The organism is Leifsonia sp. 1010 (assembly GCF_031455295.1).
Lineage (GTDB): Bacteria > Actinomycetota > Actinomycetes > Actinomycetales > Microbacteriaceae > Leifsonia.
Map to the genome: position 1 here is coordinate 130,737 of NZ_JAVDSL010000001.1, position 22,094 is coordinate 152,830.

The 22,094-nt window shown below is 67.0% G+C and carries 16 protein-coding genes and 1 tRNA gene; 7 read left to right on the plus strand and 10 right to left on the minus strand.

Going from position 1 to position 22,094, the window contains the following annotated elements; all coding sequences use genetic code 11:
- Positions 1-5: 5 nt before the first annotated feature.
- Together J2Y42_RS00665 and J2Y42_RS00670 are read right to left on the minus strand one after the other, a co-directional pair.
- On the minus strand, positions 6-1,001 hold the full coding sequence (locus J2Y42_RS00665) for a Gfo/Idh/MocA family oxidoreductase (protein ID WP_309853745.1): 996 nt from the start codon (positions 999-1,001) through the stop codon (positions 6-8).
- Positions 1,002-1,016: 15 nt separating this feature from the next.
- Complete coding sequence (locus J2Y42_RS00670; RefSeq protein WP_309853748.1) at positions 1,017-3,422, minus strand: glycoside hydrolase family 3 N-terminal domain-containing protein; 2,406 nt, start codon at positions 3,420-3,422, stop codon at positions 1,017-1,019.
- 227 nt (positions 3,423-3,649) lie between these two features.
- Here J2Y42_RS00670 and J2Y42_RS00675 point away from each other — a divergent pair, with 227 nt between their 5' ends.
- The 4 genes from J2Y42_RS00675 to J2Y42_RS00690 all read left to right on the plus strand — a co-directional run bounded on the left by J2Y42_RS00675 (position 3,650) and on the right by J2Y42_RS00690 (position 10,560).
- Complete coding sequence (locus tag J2Y42_RS00675; RefSeq protein ID WP_309853752.1) at positions 3,650-5,071, plus strand: MFS transporter; 1,422 nt, start codon at positions 3,650-3,652, stop codon at positions 5,069-5,071.
- Positions 5,072-5,268: 197 nt separating this feature from the next.
- The gene (locus J2Y42_RS00680; RefSeq protein ID WP_309853755.1) at positions 5,269-5,844 is read left to right on the plus strand and encodes a TetR/AcrR family transcriptional regulator C-terminal domain-containing protein; all 576 of its coding nucleotides are present in this window, start codon (positions 5,269-5,271) and stop codon (positions 5,842-5,844) included.
- An 87-nt stretch (positions 5,845-5,931) separates the two neighbouring features.
- Positions 5,932-8,094 (plus strand): glycoside hydrolase family 3 C-terminal domain-containing protein, encoded by a 2,163-nt coding sequence (locus J2Y42_RS00685; protein ID WP_309853757.1) that lies wholly within the window; start codon positions 5,932-5,934, stop codon positions 8,092-8,094.
- 102 nt (positions 8,095-8,196) lie between these two features.
- Entirely contained in the window at positions 8,197-10,560 is a 2,364-nt protein-coding gene (locus J2Y42_RS00690) for a glycoside hydrolase family 2 TIM barrel-domain containing protein (protein WP_309857970.1), read from the plus strand.
- 186 nt (positions 10,561-10,746) lie between these two features.
- On the opposite strand, the gene J2Y42_RS00695 is transcribed toward J2Y42_RS00690, so the two are convergent.
- The 4 genes from J2Y42_RS00695 to J2Y42_RS00710 form a co-directional block, all read right to left on the minus strand.
- Positions 10,747-11,529, minus strand: coding sequence for an MBL fold metallo-hydrolase (locus tag J2Y42_RS00695; RefSeq protein ID WP_309853763.1), 783 nt, complete (start codon positions 11,527-11,529; stop codon positions 10,747-10,749).
- Positions 11,526-12,989 carry a cytosine permease gene (locus J2Y42_RS00700; RefSeq protein ID WP_309853766.1) on the minus strand — a complete coding sequence of 488 codons (1,464 nt, stop codon included), beginning with the start codon at positions 12,987-12,989 and terminating at the stop codon, positions 11,526-11,528. Before J2Y42_RS00700 ends, J2Y42_RS00695 begins: the two co-directional genes overlap by 4 nt.
- 151 nt (positions 12,990-13,140) lie before the next feature.
- On the minus strand, positions 13,141-13,794 hold the full coding sequence (locus tag J2Y42_RS00705) for a TetR family transcriptional regulator (protein WP_309853769.1): 654 nt from the start codon (positions 13,792-13,794) through the stop codon (positions 13,141-13,143).
- A gap of 497 nt (positions 13,795-14,291) precedes the next feature.
- Positions 14,292-14,381, minus strand: a tRNA-Ser gene (locus J2Y42_RS00710).
- 88 nt (positions 14,382-14,469) lie between these two features.
- Between J2Y42_RS00710 and J2Y42_RS00715 the strand changes: the two genes are divergently transcribed.
- Positions 14,470-15,261 (plus strand): SGNH/GDSL hydrolase family protein, encoded by a 792-nt coding sequence (locus tag J2Y42_RS00715; protein WP_309853772.1) that lies wholly within the window; start codon positions 14,470-14,472, stop codon positions 15,259-15,261.
- Positions 15,262-15,307: 46 nt separating this feature from the next.
- Here J2Y42_RS00715 and J2Y42_RS00720 read toward each other — a convergent pair whose 3' ends face one another.
- Positions 15,308-16,234 (minus strand): alpha/beta fold hydrolase, encoded by a 927-nt coding sequence (locus J2Y42_RS00720; RefSeq protein WP_309853775.1) that lies wholly within the window; start codon positions 16,232-16,234, stop codon positions 15,308-15,310.
- A gap of 171 nt (positions 16,235-16,405) precedes the next feature.
- Here J2Y42_RS00720 and radA point away from each other — a divergent pair, with 171 nt between their 5' ends.
- Positions 16,406-17,770, plus strand: a complete 1,365-nt coding sequence (gene radA, locus J2Y42_RS00725) for a DNA repair protein RadA (protein ID WP_309853778.1) — start codon at positions 16,406-16,408, stop codon at positions 17,768-17,770.
- A gap of 70 nt (positions 17,771-17,840) precedes the next feature.
- A complete protein-coding gene (locus J2Y42_RS00730; RefSeq protein WP_309853781.1) occupies positions 17,841-18,191 on the plus strand; it encodes a YciI family protein in 351 nt (116 codons plus the stop codon).
- 13 nt (positions 18,192-18,204) lie between these two features.
- Here J2Y42_RS00730 and J2Y42_RS00735 read toward each other — a convergent pair whose 3' ends face one another.
- The 3 genes from J2Y42_RS00735 to J2Y42_RS00745 all read right to left on the minus strand — a co-directional run bounded on the left by J2Y42_RS00735 (position 18,205) and on the right by J2Y42_RS00745 (position 22,067).
- Positions 18,205-18,840, minus strand: coding sequence for a hypothetical protein (locus J2Y42_RS00735; protein WP_309853785.1), 636 nt, complete (start codon positions 18,838-18,840; stop codon positions 18,205-18,207).
- A 96-nt stretch (positions 18,841-18,936) separates the two neighbouring features.
- A complete protein-coding gene (locus tag J2Y42_RS00740; RefSeq protein ID WP_309853788.1) occupies positions 18,937-19,455 on the minus strand; it encodes an amino-acid N-acetyltransferase in 519 nt (172 codons plus the stop codon).
- An 89-nt stretch (positions 19,456-19,544) separates the two neighbouring features.
- A complete protein-coding gene (locus J2Y42_RS00745) occupies positions 19,545-22,067 on the minus strand; it encodes an ATP-dependent Clp protease ATP-binding subunit (RefSeq protein ID WP_018192113.1) in 2,523 nt (840 codons plus the stop codon).
- Positions 22,068-22,094: the final 27 nt, after the last annotated feature.

The window sequence follows — 22,094 nt, forward strand, 5'->3', positions numbered from 1 at the left end:
TGCGGTCAGTTGATGGAAGTTCGAGGGCGGAGGCCGGCCGCCCCGTAGAGGGCATCGATGGCTTCGAGTTGGGCGACAGCCTGTGCCGGACCGGTGATCGGTGGGACCCCGGACCGGATGGCGTCGCGGAACGCTTCGAGTTGGAACGCGTATGTGGGCCGGCGATCCGCCACTTCTTTGCGCCGGCTCTGACCGGATTCGACGACCATGCGCGTCCCGCTCTGCGGGTGGTATGGCCAGGACGCTTGGAGGCGACCCCTATCGCCGACGATTTCGAGGCGTGAGGACAGGACGCGGTGGGACCAGATGGCGGAGACCACCTGGGCTCGGACGCCGCGCGGGAACTGCAGGGTCGCTTCAAGGCGGCGGTCCACGTCGCCTTTCGCCCAGACCCGCGACTTCAGGATCCCCTCGGGTTCACCGAACAGCTCGCGCAACTGCCGCAGCGGGTAGTACCCCACATCGAGCAGCCCGCCTCCGCCGAGCGCAGCGTTCCACTGGATCGCTTTCCTGGAGATCAGGGGGATCGCGAAAGTGGCGCGCGCTGAGGAGATAGTCCCCAGGTCGCCCCAGGCGATGATGTCCCGGAGCCGCTGTTGGAACGGGTGGTAGGCGGAGTGATACGCCTCCATCACCACCAGCTCGGGCGATTCCAGTGCTGCGGCTTCCACGGCGCGCGCTGCGGTGGCGTTGCTGGTGAACGGCTTCTCGCACAGGACATGTTTGCCCGCTGCGATGGCGGCCATTGTCCAGTGTGCGTGGTGCGCGGCCGGCGTGGCGATGTAGACAGCGTCCACCTCGTCATCGTTGAGCAAGTCCTCGTAGCTGGCGTGTGTTCGCGCAATGGCGTGTCGGTGGGCGAAGGATCGGGCACGCGAGTGATCTCGTGACGCGACGCTCGTGACCGTGACCTCGTCGACCTCGGCGGCGGGCCGGAGCAGCGCGCTCGGGGCGACGCGCGCTGCTCCGAGGATGCCTACCCGGATCGGTTCTGCCGACATCAGCGATGCTCGCGGTCAGTCCACCGCGACGCGGGCGAAGAAGCCGCGCGTCTTGCCGTCGACCCACGCGGTCCGATCAATGGTGAATCCCCCAGTGAGGCGGATGTCTTCGGACGAAGCGCCGATCCGGGCGGTCATCTGGCCTGCTTCCACCATCCACTGCATGTCCAGATCGAGGAACGCGAACTGGGAGGCGCGGACTTCGAAGGTCACCGTTCGAGACTGCCCGGCGGCGAGGTGGACGCGGGCGAAGCCGGCGAGCTCCTGAACCGGGCGGACCATGCTGGAGAGCTCGTCCCGCACATAGAGCTGGACCACCTCGTCGCCGTCGTACGCGCCGGTGTTGGTGACCCGGCAGGCGATCGTGACGATGCTCTCGGGGTCGCCATCGAAGTCGATGCTCAGGTCCGAGTAGTCAAAGGTGGTGTAGCTCTTGCCCTCGCCGAAGACGAAGAGCGGCTCCTTGGTCCCATCCACATATCGGTTCATGATCATGGTGCCGCGGCTGCTGACGCTGTTGCTGCGTCGGTGGGCGGCGTAGATCGGGATCTGGCCCGCGTGCCGCACGGCCGTCATCGGCAGCCGCCCGGCCGGGTTGTAGTCCCCGAAGAGCACGTCGGCGAGGGCGGTGCCGCCGGTCTCGCCAGGGAACCAGCTTTCCAGCACGGCCGCGTAGTTCTCGGCGATGAACTCGCTGGAGAAGGGCTTGGCGTCCATGTGCACGAGCACGGCGGGCGTGCCCGTTTCGTGGATGAGGCGCGCCAGCTCCTCCTGCACACCCGGCAGGCCGATATCCGCGGTGTCGATTCCTTCACCGGAGGTGGAGGAGCTTCCCCACCCGTACTTGCCTCCGACGGTGAGAATGACGACGTCCGCCTCACGGGCGGCCGCGACCGCGGCATCGAATCCGGTGCGGTCGGTGCCCGCGACTTCGCATCCCTTGGCGTAGACGACCTCGGCGTCGGGCGCGGCGCGGCGGATCGCCTCGACGATGGTCGGGGTGTTGTCGCCGAACATCCCGCGCAGCGTCTGCTCGACCAACGGGGGCTCCGAGCGGACGTCGCTGCCTTCGAACAGCGGCGCCAGCGGCGGCAGTTCCAGGGACGCCGTCAGCTCCGGCAGGTCGAGCATGCCTGCCATCTCGGACATGGTGCCGCTCATGGCGAGGTCGATGGAGGCGGGCCCGGTGTAGCAGCCGAAGAAGAGACGGACGGAGTCGGCGTGCGGCCCGATCACGGCGATCTTCTTCGCGTCCCGGCGGAGTGGGAGGATGCCGTCGTTCTTCAACAGCACGATGGACTCGCGCGCGGCGGTGAGGCTGTGCGCGGTGGTGCGCTCGGGGTCGTAGGCGTCGGCGATCAGCTCGGTGCGGGGCGAGCCGTTCTCGAACAGGTTCAGCTTGGCCTTGAGTGTCAGCATGTTCTTCACGGCGCGGTCGATGACCGCCTCGTCGAGCTGCCCATCCCGGACGGCGTCGACCAGGCCGGCTCCGAACCCGAACGGGGTCGGCAGTTCGACGTCGAGGCCGGCGCTGATCGCCTTGATGCCGCCGTCGGTCGGGTCGGCGCCCACGTTGAGGTCGACGGCGAGGTTGATCGACATGTAGTCCGAGACCACAAGTCCGTCGAAGCGCATCTCGTCGCGCAGGAGGTCCTGCAGGATGTGCTTGGACGTGATGATGAGCTCGCCGTCGATGGTGCCGTACGAGTTCATGATCGACGCGAGACCCGCCTCGCTGATCGCCGCCTGGAATGGCTTGGCGTACACCTCCCGCAGTTCGCGCGGCGAGATCGGGTTGGAGGTCATGTTCAGGCCGCCCTCGGAGAAGCCGAAGCCGAGGAAGTGCTTGCCCGTCGCGGCAACCCCGTCCTCCAGACGGTCTCCCTGCAGGCCCTTCACGAACGCGACGCTCATGGCCGCGCACAGGGTCGGGTCCTCGCCGTAGGTCTCGCCCACTCGGCCCCACCGGGGGTCGCGCGCGACATCCATGACCGGGGACAGTGCCTGGCGGACGCCCACGCTGAGCATCTGCTTGCGGACGATCTCGGTCATCCGTTCGACGGTGGCAGGGTTCCAGGTCGCGCCCAAGCCGATGGCCGACGGGAACACCGTGCCGCCCGGGCCGGTCCAGCCGGAGACAGCCTCGCCATGCATGAGAGGCGGGATGGAGTGCCCGCTACGCCCGGCGATCTCGCGCTGCAGAGAACCGTAGAACTCTGCATCGGCCGCCGGGCCATTGCCGGTGCTGATGGTACCGAGTGCGCCGGTGCCGTGAGGAAAGTTCACGAGGCCGGCTTCGCCGAGCCCGGCCACCAGGATGGTGCACTGCAGCTGCGCCACCTTCTGCTCCAGCGTCATCTCGCTGAGAAGTTCGTCGATCCCCAACTCGACGCGGGGGCTGGTCTCGAGGTGGTTCGCCATCACTCGTTCCTTCTTCGTTGAAGTCGCGCGCTTCGCGCGGCGACGCACGGTTTTTCCCCGTGGTGGGGAAAACTCTAGACAGCGCATCGGCAAAGCGTCAAGTCGCGCCCCGGACAGTTTTTCTCATCGGGCTTGACGACGGGGCGCGAGGCGATCTATATTTTCCCCCATTCCGGGGAAAAACCCCGCCGAGACCGGCGCCCGCCCCGACTTCAAGGAAGAAGACCATGACCAACGCCTCCTCCGAAACTGCACCGAAGACGGCTTCCAACGCCGTGCAGTATCAGGTGAAGACCCGCGCGATGCGCCGCTACATCACCTTCTATTCACTCGCCTCGCTGGGCATCGCGCTCCTCTGGGGCTCGCTGCTCGCCATCCTCGTCCCCCTGCAGGTGCAGGGCATCGAGTTCCACCGCATCTTCACCGGCGCGGATTCCGGAGTGGACCTCCAAGCGCTCACGACCCTACAGAGCAAGGTCGCCGCGGGAACTGTGACCCCCGACGCTGATCAGCAGCGACAGCTCGGGCTCCTCGCCGAGTTCAACTCCTCCCGCGCCACCAGCCTGTCGATCGTCTCCTCGGTTGGCGTGCTGCTCGGCATGCTGCTCTCTCCGATAATCGGCATGCTCTCCGACCGGACGAAGTCACGATGGGGGCGCCGAGCGCCGTGGATAGCTGCCGGTGGTATCGGCGGGACTGCGCTGATCTGCCTGATGCCTGTCGCGCCCACGATCGCCGTCATGGTCGTCATCTGGTCGCTCCTGCAGGTGCTGGTCGGGGTAGCGCAGGGCCCGCTGACGGCCACCGTGGCCGACCGCGTCCCCGAAGCTCGGATCGGAGTGGTCTCCGGAATCTCCGGATTGGCGTCCTACTTCGGTGCCATCATCGGCGCGGTCGCCGCGGGCAGCCTGTTCGCAAGCATCGGACTGGCGGCCTACTTCCCGATCGGCATCCTGCTCCTGCTCACCACAATGGCGTTCGTCCTCTTCGCTCGGGACAACACGTCCCGGGAGATGATCACCAAGCCACTGCGCTTCAAGTCGGTCGTGAAGTCCTACGGAGTAGCGCTCGGCGACGCAGACTATCGCTGGGCCTGGATCTCCAAAGTCCTGCTCTACCTGGGCTACGGCATCAGCAGCGTCTACTCGCTCTACATGCTGCAGAGCTACATCAGCCCCGCACTGTCAGCGACCCAGGCCGCACAGACCGCACCACTCCTCCAATTCGCCGCACTGCCGACAACCCTCCTCGCCATGTTCATCAGCGGGCGTTGGTCCGACAAGATCAAGCGCCGCAAGCCGTTCGTGGTGGCCGCAGGCCTGCTCATGGCGGGCAGCTTCCTGATCCCGTTCATCTCGCCCACACTCCCCGCGATGTTCATCCAGGTGATGGTCACCGGGCTGGGATACGGAACGTTCGTCGTCGTCGATCAGGCGCTGTTCATCGACGTCCTCCCTGACAAGGAAGCGGCCGGACGCGACCTCGGACTCTCCTCGCTGGGCCAGAACCTCGGCAACGCTCTCGGCCCGATCGTCGCCGGCGCCGTCGTCGGCATCTTCGCCGGCGCCTACGCACCCGTGTGGCCGATCGCCTTCGCACTGGTCACCATCGCATCCCTGCTTGTCCTCCGGGTCAAGCGAGTCCGATAACCCGACACCGCGGTCGCCGCTGTTTTCCCCCGCCCGGTGGAAAACAGCGGCGGCGGCCGACATAATCGAGAAGAGGAAGCGGAAGTGACGGAATGACGAACACGAGCAGCGCCACGCCCCGACGGGGTCGGCCGCGGCGTGTCGACCGCGAACGAATCATCGAGGCCGCACGGGCCCTGGACCCGTCGACTCTGACGATGCAGCAGCTGGCGGTCGAGATGGGGGTGGACCGCAAGACCCTGCACTACCACGTCGAGAACCGCGCCACCCTGCTCCGCATGGTCGCCGCCGACGCCTTCCGGGAAGCGCTGAGGCAGCACCACTTCACCCCGCAAGACGATTGGCGTGACGCCCTTCGAGCCTTCGCCACCATCACCCGTGATGCCGTGATCAGCGCCGGCGCATGGGCCAGCTACGTCGCGATGGAGAAGGAAGAAGACCTCGAAGCGGTGCGGCCGGCCGAAGCCGCCGCGCGTGCGCTCGTGTCAGCCGGCCTGCCCGAGAATGAGGCCGGCCGCGTCATCGCTCTCCTTGCCGAGCTCGCCTACACGTCCGCCCGAGACCGGGCGATCACGGGCGCTGGCACCCACCCGCAGGAACCCGAGCTCGAGGTCGCCCTCGAAGCAGCGCCGGAAGGCGAGTTCGCTCTGGTGCGACGTCTGGTCGGCGCGCACTCCGCCTCGTTGGGCAGCGACGAGCAGTTCGCCTTCGACCTCAACCTCATCATGCTCGGCGTCGAAAAGCTCGTCGCCGACCGTCACGCGGCCTCCTGACCACCGGCCCTCGCCGCCAATCTTTTCACCGTCTCGCGTGGATGCCCCACGCCTTTCGCACGCCCGCACGTATAAGGAACTCATCTCATGTCGACGACAACCACCACCGCTTTCGAGGACGCAGTCCGCCAGATCCAGCGTGGAGAATCGCTGGAGACTGCCGTCGAAGCGCTTCTCGCTCACCTCACCCCGGAGGAGAAGCTCTGGCTCCTGGACGGTGATCAGGAGTTCTGGCCCGCCATCGCCGAGATGTCACAGGCCTACAACGCCCGCCCGATCATCATGGGCGCGGTCGAGCGCCTCGGCATCCCAGGTCTCCGGTTCAGCGACGGCCCGCGTGGAGTCGTCATGGGCGCCTCCACGGCGTTCCCAGTCTCGATGGCCCGCGGTGCGACATGGGACCTCGACCTCGAAGAACGGATCGGCATCGCCATCGGCCGCGAGTTGCGCGCTCAGGGCGCCAACTTCTTCGGCGGAGTCTGCATCAATCTGCCGCGGCATCCCGCCTGGGGTCGCGCACAGGAGACCTACGGTGAGGACCCGTACCTGCTCGGCGAGTTCGGCGCGGCTCTGATCCGCGGCGTGCACCGCAATGCAATGGCCGTCGCCAAGCACTACGCCCTGAACTCGATGGAGAACGCGCGCTTCACCGTCGACGTCCAGGCGGACGACGCCACACTGCACGAGGTGTTCCTGCCGCACTTCCGCCGCGCTGTCGAAGAAGGTGTCGACGGCATCATGACCTCCTACAACTCGGTCAACGGCGAATGGGCAGGCCAGAACGAGGCGCTCCTCGAGGGCATCCTCCGCAGACAGTGGGGGTTCCAGGGCGTCACCGTCTCCGACTTCATCTCCGGCATCCGCGGTGCGGCTGTCTCCCTCGTCGCCGGGCTGGATGTAGAGGAGCCGGCCCGGCAGCAGCGCGCGGCCCACCTGCCCGATGAGCTCGCCGAGGGGAAGGCCTTGTGGGAGCACGTCGACCGGGCAGCACGCCGGATCCTCCGCACACAGCTCGCCTACTACGCCTCCGACCTGGAGCCGCAGCCGGACCCGTCCGTTGTCTTCTCGCGCGAGCACCGCGACCTGGCCCACGAGGTCGCTCAGCGCAGCATGGTCCTGCTCCGCAACGAGAACGTCGCCGACGGTCCCCTTCTCCCGCTCGACGCCAGCTCGCTCTCAAGCGTCGCCGTCATCGGGCGGCTCGCCGGCGTTCCGAACACCGGCGACCACGGGTCCTCCGACGTCCACAGCCCCGCAGTGACCACCGCACTCGACGGCATCATCGCCGCGCTCCCCGACGCCACCATCACTCACGTCGAGGAGGACGATCCCCACGCTTCCGCGACCGCGGCAGCGGCAGCGGATGTCGCCATCATCGTCGTCGGGTACACCGCGGACGACGAAGGCGAGTACCTCGGCACCGACGCCATGAACAACCCCGACCTCCTGGCGCTCTTCCCGCCCATGCCCGAGGGCATGATGCTCGGCGGACAGCCGGGCGCCACCGCGACCGCAATGGGCACCGCTGAAGGCGGCGACCGGGCGAGCCTGCGACTCCGGCCCGTCGACGAGGAGATCATCCTCGCCACTGCAGCAGCCAACCCCCGCACCGTGGTCGTCGTCGTGACCGCCGGCGCGGTCATCACCGAGCAGTGGCGAACCAAAGTCCCGGCCACGGTGATCTCCTGGTACTCCGGCTGCGAAGGCGGTCACGCCCTCGCCGACGTGCTGCTCGGCCGCGTCGACGCCTCCGGCCGGCTGCCTTACTCCATCCCTACAAGCGAGGAGCACCTGCCCTTCTTCGACCGCGAGGCGACAAGCACCGTCTACGACCGCTGGTTCGGGCAGCGGCTGCTCGACCGCGACGGCCACCCTGCCGCCTACCCGCTCGGTTTCGGCCTCAGCTACACGACATTCCACATCGACCAGGTCGAGGCGCACCCCGTCGAGGGCGAGCACTTCACCGCCGCGGCGACGGTCACCAACACCGGCAACCGCCGCGGTCGCCACGTCGTGCAGCTCTATGGTGTGATCCACGCCGCCGACTTCCCCTCCCGCGTCCTGCTCGGATTCGCGACCGTCGAACTGGAGCCGGGCCAGACGCGCACCGTCGAGGTCGAAGCATCGACGCGGCCACTTCAGCGCTGGACCGGCGACGGGTTCGTCCCCGCCGCCACCCACGCCACGCTTGAAGCGGCGGCATTTGCCGGCGATCCCGACGCTGCGACCACCGCCCTCGACCTCCACTGACCGCCCGTGCTGCGCACCTCCTTCAACGACGACTGGTTCGTCGGCCGCGACCAGGAAGACCGACGGGACGACCTCGGCCCCATCACACTCCCGCACGATGCGATGATCACTGAGACCCGCTCCCCGCACACGCCGAACGGGCACAACACCGGCTACTACCCGGGCGGGGTGTACCGATACACCAAGCGCTTCATCGCACCGCCGGAATGGAGCGATCAGCATCCCACGCTTGAGTTCGAGGGCGTCTACCAGCGGTCGCAGGTGTTCGTGAACGGCGTCCTCGCCGGCGGCCGTCCGTCCGGATATGCGCTGTTCCACGTGCCACTTGCAACGCACCTGCGTTACGGGGAGGAGAACCTCATAGAGGTCGTGGCGCACAATGACGACATGCCCAACAGCCGGTGGTACACCGGCAGCGGCATCTACCGGCCGGTCCACCTGCTGACCGGCGGACCCGTGAGGATTCTGCCCACAGGACTCCGAGCGACCACCCTCTCGGCCGACGCCGCGAAAGCGATCGTCGCCGTGTCCGTCACGCTCGAGAACGGGACCGGCGACGCGACCGAAGCGGAGATCGTCGTCACGCTGAAGCGGAACGGCCGCGAGGTCGCATCCGGCCGAGCACATGTGCCGGTCGACGGATTCGGGACCGGGACGGCGACGGCCGAAATAGGAATCGACCACCCTGCGCTCTGGTCACCCGACGACCCCAACCTGTACCAGATGCACGCCACGGTCACGGTCGACTCCGCCATCCAGGACGAAGCAGTCGACTCCATCGGCATCCGCACCGTCACCGTGGATGCCGAATACGGCCTTCGAATCAACGGTCACGTCACCAAACTCCGCGGCGCCTGTGTCCACCATGACCACGGCATCCTCGGTGCAGTCACGCTCGACCAAGCCGAAGACCGCCGGGCACGCCTCCTCAAGGCCGCCGGGTTCAACGCCATCCGCACCGCCCACAATCCCTCAGCACGCGCGCTCCTCGCTGCCGCAGACCGGCACGGGCTGCTCGTGATGGAAGAGTTCACCGACGTCTGGATGCGCGCCAAGACGGCCCACGACTACGCATCCGACTTCGAGGAATGGCACGAGCGAGACCTGGAGGCGATGGTCGCGAACGCCTACAACCACCCCTCGGTGATCATGTACTCGATCGGTAACGAGATCGCCGAGACCGGACAGCCCTCTGGTATCGGATTGAACCAACGACTCGTCAACATTCTGCGGTCCGCCGACGCCACGCGACCGATCACCAACGGCGTGAATCCCTTCCTGAACCTCCTCGCACCCAGCGACGAGAAGCACGCTGCCCAGCTCACGAAGTCCGCCAAGCCGGGCGACGAAGAGCGACCGGGCAACGGGAGCGGACGAAGCCTCATCACCGTGCTGAACCTGCTCATGTCGGCGATGCAGAAGGTCACGCCGATCATCGTGCGCAGGAAATTCACCGACACCAAGATCCGGGCAGCGATGGACGCGCTCGACGTCGCCGGCTACAACTACGGGGGCGCCCGCTACGTGCAAGACGCCAAGCAGTACCCTGTGAAGCCGATCGTCGGCACGGAGACCGGCCCCGGCCAACTCGAGCAGAATTGGCCGCTCGTCGAGTCCCATCCGCAGATCATCGGCGACTTCGTCTGGACCGGGTGGGACTACCTCGGCGAAGCCGGCATCGGCACCATCCGCTACAACGACAGGCCGCGCCTATTCTCACCCTGGCCCGGACACCTCGCCGGCACCGCGAACTTCGACATCACCGGCCGCCGCCAGACACAGACCTACGTCAACGAGATCATCTGGGGCCTGCGGACCGAGCCCTACATCGCCGTGCGCCCGGTCGATCATGCGCGCGACAAGCGGACACCTTCTCTCTTCCGCGCCACCGACGCCATCCGCAGCTGGAGCTGGGATGGATTCGAAGGGACGACCGCCACCATCGAGGTCTACGCGCGAGCCGCCCGCGTGACGCTCGAACTCGACGGAGCCCCAGTGGGCCGCGGGCGGCGGCACGGTGACCTGCTGACCACCTTCCGCGTGCCTTTCCGCCCTGGCACTCTTACCGCCCGAGCGTACGACCGGAGGGGAAACCAGATAGGGTGCGACGAGCTTCGGAGCGCCGACGCCGACCTCCGACTCAACGTCAGAGCCGAAACGGACGAATTCGTCGCCGACGGCCAGTCGCTGCTCTACGTGCCGATCGAACTCACCGACAGCGCTGGGACAGTCAAGCCAACGGCCGATCGTGCCGTAACCGTCTCCATCGATGGCCCGGCAGTACTCGCTTTCGGATCGGCAGCGGCCTCTTCAAACGAAGGTTTCACTCAGAGCAGCCACACCACGTTCCAGGGACGGGCGATGGCCATCCTGCGGTCGACCCGAGAATCGGGCATTGTCACCGTAACCATCAGTGCGGACGGATGCACTGAGGAACGCCTGACAATCGAGGCATCAGAGAGATAAGCGAGGACGGCCCGGGCCGTCTTTCGCGAGCGTTCTCGGCGGCGGCTCGGTCCTCGCCCGCCACCTCAATGCGTGGGATAGACCTCGTGGGGTCAGCAAAGCAAAGCTTCACGTTGCCTACTTCTCGAGGATGCGCGGCGGTGAGCGTCACGCCCTCGTCTCACCGCCGCGCGCTCGTTCCCTCACCTAGCATCCTGGGGGCGTCTGCGGTGGACGAGAGCTGAGGTAGTCGTCAATGATTTCGAGCATGCGAGTTCCGTCGAAGGGGTCACCGTGGCCCGGATACACGGTCCGGACAGGCAGGTCGCGCAGTCGGAGCATGCTTTGCACGTACTGGTCAATGTCGGATTCGTCCAGACCATCGAGAAGGATGTCGTCGTAGATGACGTCGCCGCTGAACAGCGCGCCGGCCTGCTCATCGAAGAGGCAGAGGCTACCGCTTGTATGGCCCGGCAGGTGGAGCACCCGGAGGCGACGGTCGCCCAGATCCACCAGGTCGCCATCATCGAGGATGGTTGTCGGGGGTGCTGAGTGCACACCGTAGGAGTCAACCTCGAAATCTCGAGGTACCGCGTCCACTAAAAGAGCAGGCATGTCCGGCCAATCGACGCCGAGAAGTCCAGCGAGCTCCGGCCCACGCAAGGTGGCGGGCGTGCTGTCATTGACCTGGCTGTATCGATGCATCCGCCGGTCAGGGAATTCGTGAGCGGAACCGACATGGTCGAGGTGCGCATGCGTGAGAACCAGGACCGGTGCGTGCTCGAACAGGTCAGCAGCCCGCTCCCGCAAGGAGGCCACACCGAGCCCGGCATCCACGACGAGATCCCGGTCCTGGCCGACGACCCGCCAAATATTCGCGCGAAGGAACTCATGCACGTGCGGCTCATCAATGCGCTCAATCCCTGGCGCGCTCCACTCGCGTCTGTACCAGTTTTCGACGATGGGGAGTGCAACATCTGTCCCGTTCACGCGGATGCTCCCTCGCCTTGCACGACCGGTGCGGAGGTGTCGAGGGTCGCCGGGATGACGGCAGCCTTGCGCACGCGGCGGCCCTCGGCGGCCCAATACACACCGCCCCCGACAATCGCACCAACGAACACCGAGATGTCCGCTCCACCCAGGGCTTGGGTTATCGGGCCGACGTAGAAGGTGGTGTTCAGGCACAACGTCGATGCGATAGCGGCCAGTACGAGCGCGCCCATTCCACCGAGGTTGAAGCCTCCGGTGAACCAGTAGGGGCTACTGGAACTGGTGTCTTGAAGTGCCGGCCCGTCGTAGCGGTTGCGCCGCAAGAAGATGTCGACGACGTAAATGGCCATCGACGGTGCCAGGACAGCAATGCTCACCTCGAGCAGTCCCGAAAGAGTGTCAAGGAAGTTGGAGATGAACACCGCATACAGGGTGACTCCGATCGCAACGACCGCATCGAAAATGATTGTTATCGAACGTCTCCAGGGAATGCCGGTTGCCAGCAACGCGAGTCCGGTGCTGTAGGCGGTGAGTGCGTTGTTAGACACGGACCCCGCGATGATCACGAGCAGGAAGATGACATAGAACCACGGCGGCACGATCTCGGCCATAGCCGTCTCGGGGTTGCTCATATCGACGGCCGTGGCCGCCAGGATGCCGAGAATGGCGATGCCGGTTGCCGGGACGAACCCGCCAAAGCCGGTCCAGAACGCGGTCGCCCTAGCGCTTGTTTGGCTGGGGAGGTAGCGGGAGTAGTCCGCTCCGACCGCCCAAGACAACGGGGCTGAAGCGATCAGCGCGAAGCAGGTCGCGGCAACTCCCCAAAGAACCGGCCCGGAGAGGGCGCCACCGTCGGGCACATAGCCGAAGTCGGCATGTCCGATGACGAAGAACGCGAGAACGACCAGGGCGGCCAGAAGGATCCAGGTGAACCAAGGAGCCAACCTCACGATTGTCGCGTGGCCGTAGAGGCTGATGGTGAAGGTCGCGACAGCGAGTCCGATGATGATGGCCGCTTGAAGCAGCCCAGGTGCCGAGCCGAAGAAGTGGACTACAAGAGCAACACCGGCCAGCGCACCGACAGACAAGTTGATGGCTTCATAGAGGACCCCCACCAGCCATCCAATGACGATCTGTAATATCCGGTTGCCGTTGACGCCGTAGAAGGCGCGGCTGATCACCTCACTGGGACTACCAGATGACGGGCCACTGATTGCGAGGTAACCGACTGCGATCCATACCAGGTTGCCTGCCACAACGACCATGACCGATTGCCAGATGTTAAGTCCGAGGATCACCATGAGGCCGCCGAGAACGAAGTAGAGGTAGATGATGTTGGACCCGGCCCATACCGAGAACAACGAGCGAGGTGAGCCGTGCCGCTCGCTCTCGGGGACGAAATCCGCACCGTGAGTTTCTATTCTGCCTGCACGATCGGTGGCGACACCTTGGTCTGACATGTCCGCTCCTCCGCGAGAAAGACTCAATTGCTCTCACGAGCAATTAGCAGTTGAGAGGACTATAGCCACAGTTGCACGCCTGTGCAATAACATATGGAGTCTTCGCTGGCCTACTCGATGGACCGCGAATCACCGCTTGTCCAGTGCGGCGTCAGTGAAGAGCGAGCGCGCCGGTGGGGAGTCCGAGCTCTCGTTCCGCCGTGGCAGCGAGAAGACCCTCCACAGCGGGGTAATCCAGTGTGGACTCGGCCAACGCTCCTCGCACGGCGGACGCGGCGGCCTGACCGTCGAGGAGCGCGAGGACGCGCATAGCAACAACGGAGGACGGGTCCGCAAGAACGAACTCGCCAGAATCAACGCCCGCTTCGATCGTGGCCTTCATGTCCACTAGGTCGAGCTCCATCTGGTTGACCACCGCGGCTCGCAAGAGCGGACGATCCGCGGCCTGTCGCCAAGCATCAAGCCACAAAAGGCCCAATGGATCCCTCGTTGGCGTCGTATAGGCAGCGATCGTCGCACGCAACCGATCCGTCGCAGAGTCGAGACCGCGAACGCGCTCGTCGATGGCCGTTCGCTCGTCGGCGACCACCTTAGAAAACGCGGCGCTCACCAACTCATCGATCGAAGAGAAGTAATGCGTCACCAGGCCGAAACCTACTCCAACATATCCCGCCACGCGTCGTGCCGTGATCGCTGTCAATCCCTCTGTCAGCGCGAGTGTGCACGCTGCATCAATGATCTCCTGGCGGCGATCCTCGCGCGGCTTCCTGCGTTTCACATTCGAGGCGACCTGGGTTGCACTCATGACGCAAGCTTAGGACGGATAGTAGACGCCGACTCGACTGCTCCACGTTCGCGCGACGTCCGGCTTTCCGACGAAGGTTCGATATTGCGCCCGGCGACAACGGTCCTCCGCGCCTACGGCGTCCTCGCGGCGTCAACCTGCCCGGAAGCACAAATACCTCGGCCATGCGTAGGTCGAGCTCCTTGCAGATAGCGCGAAGAAGCACCGGGACCTTCATGCAAGGCTCGCGTACACGGGCCTCCGATGGGGCGAAGCGACCGCCTTACTCGCGAGCGAGGTGGACCCCAAGCGGCGCAGCGTTGACGTGAACCGGATTGGTGTGTCTCTGCGATCGCGCGATCACAGGCCGTAGACGAAGACTTCTCACGTGCCTCGACCCTATGCAGATCTCTTCGACGACGACTTGGATGCTGTCGCCCTGGCTCAAGCGCCCAATCTCGGCAAAGCGAAAACCCCCGCGATCCCTGGTGAACGCCGGGGTCGCGGGGGCTTGCACGTGGCGGTACCGGTGGGATTTGAACCCACGGTGGGCTTTCACCCACACAACTTTTCGAGAGTTGCACCTTCGGCCGCTCGGACACGGTACCGCGGACTATCGTACGCGATTCCCGCGGTCGTCTCCAATCGGGCGGAGTGGGCATCGCGGGGTCGGCGGTCCGGGGTACTGTTCCGTCCATGAGAGCTCTCCGTCGCATCCTCGCGGCCGCGGCCGGACTGGTGGCCGGGGCCGTTCTCGCCGCCGTCGGCTGGCAGCGCGTCCAGGCGAAGCGCGCTGCCGTCGCCGAAGGGCGGGTGCGGCTCAACGAGATGCTGCCCATCCACTCGAAGTGGTGGCGGGATGCCGCGAAAGATCCGGGCGAGCTGCTCTACGTGGCCATCGGCGACAGCGCCGCCCAGGGGATCGGGGCCTCCGCCCCGAAGAACAGCTACGTCGGCGTGATCGCCGACCACCTGCGTGCCGTCACGGGTCGGTCCGTGCGCATCGTCAACCTGTCGGTGTCCGGCGCGACCGTCGCCTTGGCCGTGGCCGACCAACTCCCCCGCTTCGCGACCCTCGAACCGGACATCGTGACGGTGTCGATCGGCGCCAACGACATCGCGGCGTTCGACCCGGAGCGGTTCCGCGAGGGGATGCGCGCGGTGTTCGCCGCGCTCCCGCCGCACGCGATCGTGGCCGACCTCCCCTACTTCTACCTGCCCTGGAACGAGCGGCTCGTCGCCGAGGGCAACCGCATCCTGCGCGAGGAGGCCTCCGCCCGCGGACTCACGGTCGTCCCCCTCCACACCACGATGCGGCGCCAGGGGCTCCGCGGAGCGTTCACGCAGTTCGCCGAAGACCTCTTCCATCCCAACGACCACGGTTACCGAGTCTGGGCGTCTGCGTTCCTGCCCGCGGTCACCGCGCGGGCGCGCGAACTGTATCCGCGCCACGGCGAGGCCGCGGAGCAGGAAGCCCTCAGCGCCTAGCGTCCGGCACGCCGCAGCCGGCGCCCTGCACCGGGCACCTCGCGACTCAGTGCGTCACGCGGGCGGGGGCGACGTGCGAGAGGATGCGTCCCCATGTCGGGACGATGGCCAGATGCCCGGCGCCCGGCACCATCTCCATGCGCGCGTCGGGCAGCGACCGCTGGTACCAGGCCGCGTGCGCATGGCCGGTCAGCGCGTCAGCCTGGCCGGCGATCACGAGGGTCTTGGCAGTGACGTCAGCAAGGTCGAAGCCCCAGGGCCGGGCAGTGTAGCTCAGGATGTCGCCGGCGACACCGCGCGTGCCCTGGCGGTACGCGTCGATGACCATCCGGCCCAGCCGGTCGCGAACTCCCGGCCGCGCCAGCGCCTGCTCGTCCACGGCGCCGATGCCGAGCGCATCCAGCGGCACCTCGGCCGGCTCGGCGGCCGCTGCGACGGCGTCGGCTTGAGGCTGCAGCATCGCGGACAGACGGCTCATCGCCTCGTCGGGCGTCAGGGTGGCGAGCTGGTCGGACATCTGCTGCAGCTTCGGGTCGATCCACGGAACCGCTTCATTCGGAGCCGGCGTCCCGACGATCGCGACGCGGTCGACGAGCTGGGGATGGCGTGCCGCGAAGGCGAGGGCGACCCGGCCACCGGCCGACCAGCCCACCACCCCGACCGTGCGCGGGCGGGTGACGCCGATCACCGACTCGGCGACGACGACGGAGCGTACGTACTCCGCTATGTCGTCGGCCGCCTGGACGATGCTGGGCCAGCTCCCGAACGGCCACGGATCACTCGAGCCGTAACCCGGTCTGTCGAGCGCGACGATGTGCGCGCGGCGCTCGGCAGATGCGTCCGGATCCGGATCGAACACGGACGACCCCGGGGCGGGGTGGCAGAAGATCACGAGCCGCTCGGCGTCGGAGTCGCCGAAACCGGTCAACCCGAGCACGCGGCCGGAACGGAGGGTGAACGTACGATCAGCCATGCGGCCCATTGTGCACGTCAGCACCGACACTCAGAAGGGGCGATGCGCGGGTTCGTTCGTCTCGGCGATGTGCTCACACCCGCCCCGCCCTCTGACTTGTCCACGGCCTCCGCGATCCTCCCGCCGATGACAGTGGCTCACCGTAGTGTTGACCCCGATCGAGGAGGTGCCGTGCCGAAGGCGTCTGTCAACTACCGCTGCTCCGAGTGCGGGTGGTCCACAGCCAAGTGGGTGGGCCGCTGTCCGGAGTGCCACGCGTGGGGCACGGTTGCCGAAACGGCCCAGGCGACCGGGGTGCTGCGCGCGCTCAAGCCGGTGACGATCGCCGCCGGTCGCGAAGCACGGGCGATCACCGACATCGAGCCGGTCGACGGCGCGAACCGCCGGCCGAGCGGCATCGGCGAATTCGATCGCGTGCTCGGCGGCGGCATCGTCCCTGGGGCGGCCATCCTGCTGAGCGGCGAGCCCGGTGTCGGGAAGTCGACCCTGCTGCTCGAGGTCGCCTCCCGCGCCGCACAGGCGCGCAACCGTGTGCTCTACGTGAGCGCCGAAGAGTCGGTGAGCCAGGTCCGGATGCGCGCCGAGCGCACCGGAGCCGTCCACGACGAGCTCTACCTCGCGTCCGAGACCGACCTGTCCACGATCGTGGCGCAGATCGACGCCGTCGAGCCCTCCCTCGTCATCGTCGACTCGGTCCAGACGGTGTCCAGCAGCTCTGCCGAGGGCATCGCGGGTGGCCCCAGCCAGGTGCGCGAAGTGGCCAGCGCGTTGATCCGCATCGCGAAAGAGCGCGACCTGCCGATCCTCATCGTCGGCCATGTGACGAAAGACGGCTCGATCGCCGGTCCGCGACTGCTCGAGCACCTGGTCGATGTGGTCTGCCAGTTCGAAGGCGACCGCCAGACGGCGCTCCGATTCATCCGCGCGCTGAAGAACCGGTTCGGGCCCACCGACGAGGTCGGCTGCTTCGAGATGGCCGGGGACGGCATCGCGGAAGTCCCCGACCCCAGCGGCCTCTTCCTCAGCCGCAACACCACCCCGGTCTCCGGCACCTGCGTCACCGTCGCGATGGAGGGTCGACGTCCACTCCCGGTGGAGGTCCAGGCGCTCGTCGTCGGCACCACGGCGCCCAACCCGCGCCGCGTCACGAACGGCGTGGATGCGTCCCGCGTCGCCATGCTCCTGGCCGTCCTCGAACGCCGCGCCGGCATCCGGCTGGGCGACAAAGACGTCTACGTGTCCACGGTCGGCGGCGTCCGCCTGACCGAGCCGGGTGCAGACCTGGCCATCGCCCTCGCCATCGCCTCGGCGGCCACGGAACGCGCCATCCCCCACACCCTCGCGGCATTCGGCGAAATCAGCCTTGCCGGCGAGATCCGACCGGTCGTGAGCGGCAAGCAGCGCACGGCCGAGGCCGCGCGACTCGGGTTCGCGACACGAGTGGACGACCGGAGCGCCACCGTCCGCGAGGCGCTCCGCCTCGCGTTCATGGCCGCGAGCACCGATCGGGAGCGCGAACTCGACGCCGCGTTCTGACCGCCGGTCGAAAACACGCGCCGCCGAACGACGCCCTGGTGACGACACCCGTCACACGGAAGGAACGACCATGCCGCAGTACGCCATCCTCATCTACTCCGACCCCACCGCCGAGCACGACGCCGCCGAACTCGCCGAGCACGACGCCCACTCCGCCGACCTCATCCAATCCGGTGCGCTCACAGCCGCCTACGCCCTGGCTCCGCATACGGCGGCACGTGCTGTCCGCGCCGACGGCGTCACGGACGGCCCCTACACCGAGAGCAAAGAGGTGATCGCCGGCATCGGCATCATCGAGGCACCAGACCTCGACGCCGCCCTCGCCATCGCCCGCCGCAACCCGGCCACGCGGCACGGTTCGGGCGTCGAGGTGCGCGAGATCGGAGGCTCCTACGTGCGCGGCGCCGAATCCGCCGGCTGAACGCCCCGTCGACCTACTGCAGGATGAACTGCTTGGTCTCTGAGCTCTTAATGCCCGAGACGGTGGTCTCCAGGTGGTACGAGGCTCCGCTCGCGGGCACCTGTTCGCGGTTCGCCTGACAGGTCGACGGGTCCGAACGAGTGCGATCCCAGGTGATCGGCGCCTTCGAAGAGATCGTCTTCGCCGGCTCCAGCAGCACCTCCGCATCCACCTTGTCCGTCTGGCAGTCCGTCGACTTCCAGTACACCTCCGAGCCGCTGGTGATCGTGAACACCTGCTGTGCCGTGCCCGCGTCGATCGTGCACGCCTTCGAGCCCGTGTTGGTCAGTGCGACCGACAATTGCGGGAGCTCGCCCGCCGCATAGACGTCCTTGTCGGTGACGGCCTCCACCTTCACGTCGCCCGGCTTGCACGGCTGGCCGTCCGCCGTCGCACTGGAGGTCGGGATGCTCGTCGCCACGGCGGCCGGGGTTCCGGTGCTCGCCGGCGCGGGCTTCTTCTGCGTGGGCTCTCCGTTGGACGCGCCCGGGCGCACCACGATCAGGACGATGACGACGACGACGGCGATCACGCCGAGGAGGACGATGAGCCTGCGGCGCCAATAGACGCCGCTGGGCTGGGGGCCGACCGGGTTCTTGAACGTCGACATGCCCGCACTATAGCCAGCGCCTGACGACGCGCCGGGCAGGCGCGCCCGGTGTTCCGAGAGCACTCAGTGAGCCGCCGAGGAACGCGGCGAAGCGACTCAGAGCCGCTTCAGCATCCGCGTGTTGCCGAGGGTGTTCGGCTTCACCCGCGCCAGGTCCAGGAACTCCGCGACACCTTCGTCGGTGGAGCGAACCAGCTCGGCGTACAGCTGCGGGTCGACCGTCGACTCCCCCATGTCCTCGAATCCGTTGCGGCCGAAGAAGTCGACCTCGAACGTCAGGCAGAACAGCCGGTCGAGGCCCAGCTCGCGTGCATCCGACTCCAGGCGGCTGAGCAGCGCCCTGCCCACGCCGCGGCCGAGCCACTCGTCGGCGACCGCGAGAGTGCGCACCTCGCCGAGGTCGCTCCACATCACGTGCAGGGCACCACAGCCGATCAGGCGGCCGTCTGCGTCTTCCGCCACCCGGAACTCCTGCACCGACTCGTAGAAGGTCACGGTCTCCTTGCCGAGGAGGATGCGTCGCTGCACCAGCGGCTCCACCAGTTCCTGGATGCGCTTGACATCGCCCGTCCGCGCCCGCCGGATGCTGAACCCTGGACCGTTCTCACCGCTCACCGTTCCACCCTACCGAGGCTGGAGATGCGACAAGGGCCGACCTCCGAAGAGGCCGGCCCTTGTCGTGGGTCACGCAGTGGTGACGACGATCACTCGTTCGCGGCGAGGTCCGGGGTCGCCGGGCCGGTGCCGATCGCGGCGGTGGCGTTGATGCCGGCGCCGATCGGCTCCTTGCGGGCGGTCGTCGTGAAGACGAACTCCCCGTCGGCGAAGTCGACGTGGACGTGGTCGCCCGCGTTCAGCTCGCCGTGCAGGATCCGCTCGCTCAGCCGGTCCTCGATCTCGTGCTGCACCGCGCGGCGGAGCGGACGGGCGCCGAGCGTCGGGTCGAACCCGACCTCGATCAGCCGCTCCTTCGCCGGGACGGTCAGCTCGATGGTCATGTCGCGGTCGAGCAGGCGGGTCGACAGCCGCTTGATGAACAGGTCGACGATCTGCAGGAGCTCGCTCTTGTCCAGCTGCGGGAAGACGATGATCTCGTCGACACGGTTCAGGAACTCGGGCTTGAAGTTCTTCTTCAGCTCCTCGTAGACCTTGCCGCGCATCCGGTCGTAGCCGGTCTGCGGGTCACCCTCGATCTGGAACCCGACGGGGCCGCCGGAGATGTCCTTCGTCCCGAGGTTCGTGGTCATGATGATGACGGTGTTCTTGAAGTCGACGACGCGTCCCTGGCCATCCGTCAGACGTCCCTCCTCCAGGATCTGGAGCAGCGAGTTGAAGATGTCGGGGTGCGCCTTCTCGATCTCGTCGAACAGCACGACGCTGAACGGCTTGCGGCGGACCTTCTCGGTGAGCTGGCCGCCCTCCTCGAAGCCGACGAACCCGGGAGGGGCGCCGAACAGACGGGAGACGGTGTGCTTCTCGCCATACTCCGACATGTCGAGGGAGATCATGGCCGACTCGTCGTCGAACAGGAACTCGGCGAGCGCCTTCGCCAGCTCGGTCTTACCGACACCGGTGGGACCGGCGAAGATGAACGAGCCCGACGGACGCTTCGGGTCCTTGAGGCCGGCGCGGGTGCGGCGGATCGTCTTCGAGAGAGCCGCGATGGCCTCCTCCTGGCCGATGACGCGCTCGTGCAGCGCCTTCTCCATGTAGACGAGCCGGGCCGACTCCTCCTCGGTGAGCTTGAACACCGGGATGCCGGTCGCCTGGGCCAGCACCTCCGCGATGAGGCCCTCGTCGACCTCGGCCGTGGTCTTGACCTCGCCCGAACGCCACTGCTTCTCGAGGCGCAGCCGCTCGCCGAGGAGGTTCTTCTCCTCGTCGCGGAGGCTGGCGGCCTTCTCGAAGTCCTGGTCCTCGATCGCGCCCTCCTTCTGGGAGCGGACGGCGGCGATCTTGTCGTCGAACTCGCGCAGCTCCGGCGGCGCCGAGAGGATCGACAGTCGCAGGCGGGCGCCGGCCTCGTCGATCAGGTCGATGGCCTTGTCCGGGAGGAAGCGGTCCTGGATGTAACGGTCGGCGAGGTTCGCCGCGGCCACGATCGCGCCGTCGGTGATGGACACCTTGTGGTGCGCCTCGTAGCGGTCGCGCAGGCCCTTCAGGATGTTGATCGCGTGGGGCAGCGACGGCTCGGCCACCTGGATGGGCTGGAACCGGCGCTCGAGCGCGGCATCCTTCTCGAAGTGCTTGCGGTACTCGTCGAGCGTGGTGGCGCCGATCGTCTGCAGCTCGCCGCGGGCCAGCAGCGGCTTGAGGATGCTGGCGGCGTCGATCGCGCCCTCCGCGGCACCTGCGCCGACGAGGGTGTGGATCTCGTCGATGAAGGTGATGATGTCGCCGCGGGTTCGGATCTCCTTCGTGACCTTCTTCAGGCGCTCCTCGAAGTCACCGCGGTAGCGGGAGCCGGCGATCAGCGAGCCGAGGTCGAGCGTGTAGAGCTGCTTGTCCTTCAGCGTCTCCGGCACGTCGCCGCGGACGATGGCCTGCGCGAGACCCTCGACGACGGCGGTCTTGCCGACGCCGGGCTCACCGATCAGCACCGGGTTGTTCTTCGAGCGGCGCGACAGGATCTGCATCACGCGCTCGATCTCCTTCTCGCGCCCGATCACCGGGTCGAGCTTGTTGTCGCGCGCGGCCTGCGTGAGGTTGCGGCCGAACTGGTCGAGGATCTGGCTACCGGCCTGCGCGGTGTTCTGATCGTTGCCCCCGACCTGCACCTGCTCCTTGCCCTGGTATCCGGAGAGGAGCTGGATGACCTGCTGGCGCACACGGTTGAGGTCGGCGCCGAGCTTCACGAGGACCTGGGCGGCGACGCCCTCGCCCTCGCGGATCAGGCCGAGCAGGATGTGCTCCGTGCCGATGTAGTTGTGGCCGAGCTGCAGCGCCTCGCGGAGGCTGAGCTCCAGCACCTTCTTGGCGCGCGGCGTGAACGGGATGTGCCCGGTTGGCTGCTGCTGGCCCTGGCCGATGATGTCCTGGACCTGCTCGCGGACGGCGTCCAGCGAGATGCCGAGCGACTCGAGCGCCTTGGCGGCGACGCCCTCACCCTCGTGGATCAGGCCGAGCAGGATGTGCTCCGTCCCGATGTAGTTGTGGTTGAGCATCTTGGCCTCTTCCTGGGCCAGGACGACGACACGGCGGGCGCGGTCGGTGAATCTCTCGAACATGTCTACTCCTCGTACGGCACCGGGCAG

Excerpts from the sequence above, each read along its gene's own strand:
- J2Y42_RS00745 (WP_018192113.1), bottom strand. The coding sequence starts at position 22,067 with ATGTTCGAGAGATTCACCGACCGCGCCCGCCGTGTCGTCGTCCTGGCC.
- J2Y42_RS00720 (WP_309853775.1), bottom strand. The coding sequence starts at position 16,234 with ATGGCTGATCGTACGTTCACCCTCCGTTCCGGCCGCGTGCTCGGGTTG.
- J2Y42_RS00700 (WP_309853766.1), bottom strand. The coding sequence starts at position 12,989 with ATGTCAGACCAAGGTGTCGCCACCGATCGTGCAGGCAGAATAGAAACT.
- J2Y42_RS00675 (WP_309853752.1), top strand. The coding sequence starts at position 3,650 with ATGACCAACGCCTCCTCCGAAACTGCACCGAAGACGGCTTCCAACGCC.
- J2Y42_RS00665 (WP_309853745.1), bottom strand. The coding sequence starts at position 1,001 with ATGTCGGCAGAACCGATCCGGGTAGGCATCCTCGGAGCAGCGCGCGTC.
- J2Y42_RS00680 (WP_309853755.1), top strand. The coding sequence starts at position 5,269 with ATGCAGCAGCTGGCGGTCGAGATGGGGGTGGACCGCAAGACCCTGCAC.
- J2Y42_RS00690 (WP_309857970.1), top strand. The coding sequence starts at position 8,197 with ATGATCACTGAGACCCGCTCCCCGCACACGCCGAACGGGCACAACACC.
- J2Y42_RS00735 (WP_309853785.1), bottom strand. The coding sequence starts at position 18,840 with ATGTCGACGTTCAAGAACCCGGTCGGCCCCCAGCCCAGCGGCGTCTAT.
- J2Y42_RS00705 (WP_309853769.1), bottom strand. The coding sequence starts at position 13,794 with ATGAGTGCAACCCAGGTCGCCTCGAATGTGAAACGCAGGAAGCCGCGC.
- J2Y42_RS00670 (WP_309853748.1), bottom strand. The coding sequence starts at position 3,422 with ATGGCGAACCACCTCGAGACCAGCCCCCGCGTCGAGTTGGGGATCGAC.
- J2Y42_RS00730 (WP_309853781.1), top strand. The coding sequence starts at position 17,841 with ATGCCGCAGTACGCCATCCTCATCTACTCCGACCCCACCGCCGAGCAC.
- J2Y42_RS00685 (WP_309853757.1), top strand. The coding sequence starts at position 5,932 with ATGTCGACGACAACCACCACCGCTTTCGAGGACGCAGTCCGCCAGATC.
- J2Y42_RS00715 (WP_309853772.1), top strand. The coding sequence starts at position 14,470 with ATGAGAGCTCTCCGTCGCATCCTCGCGGCCGCGGCCGGACTGGTGGCC.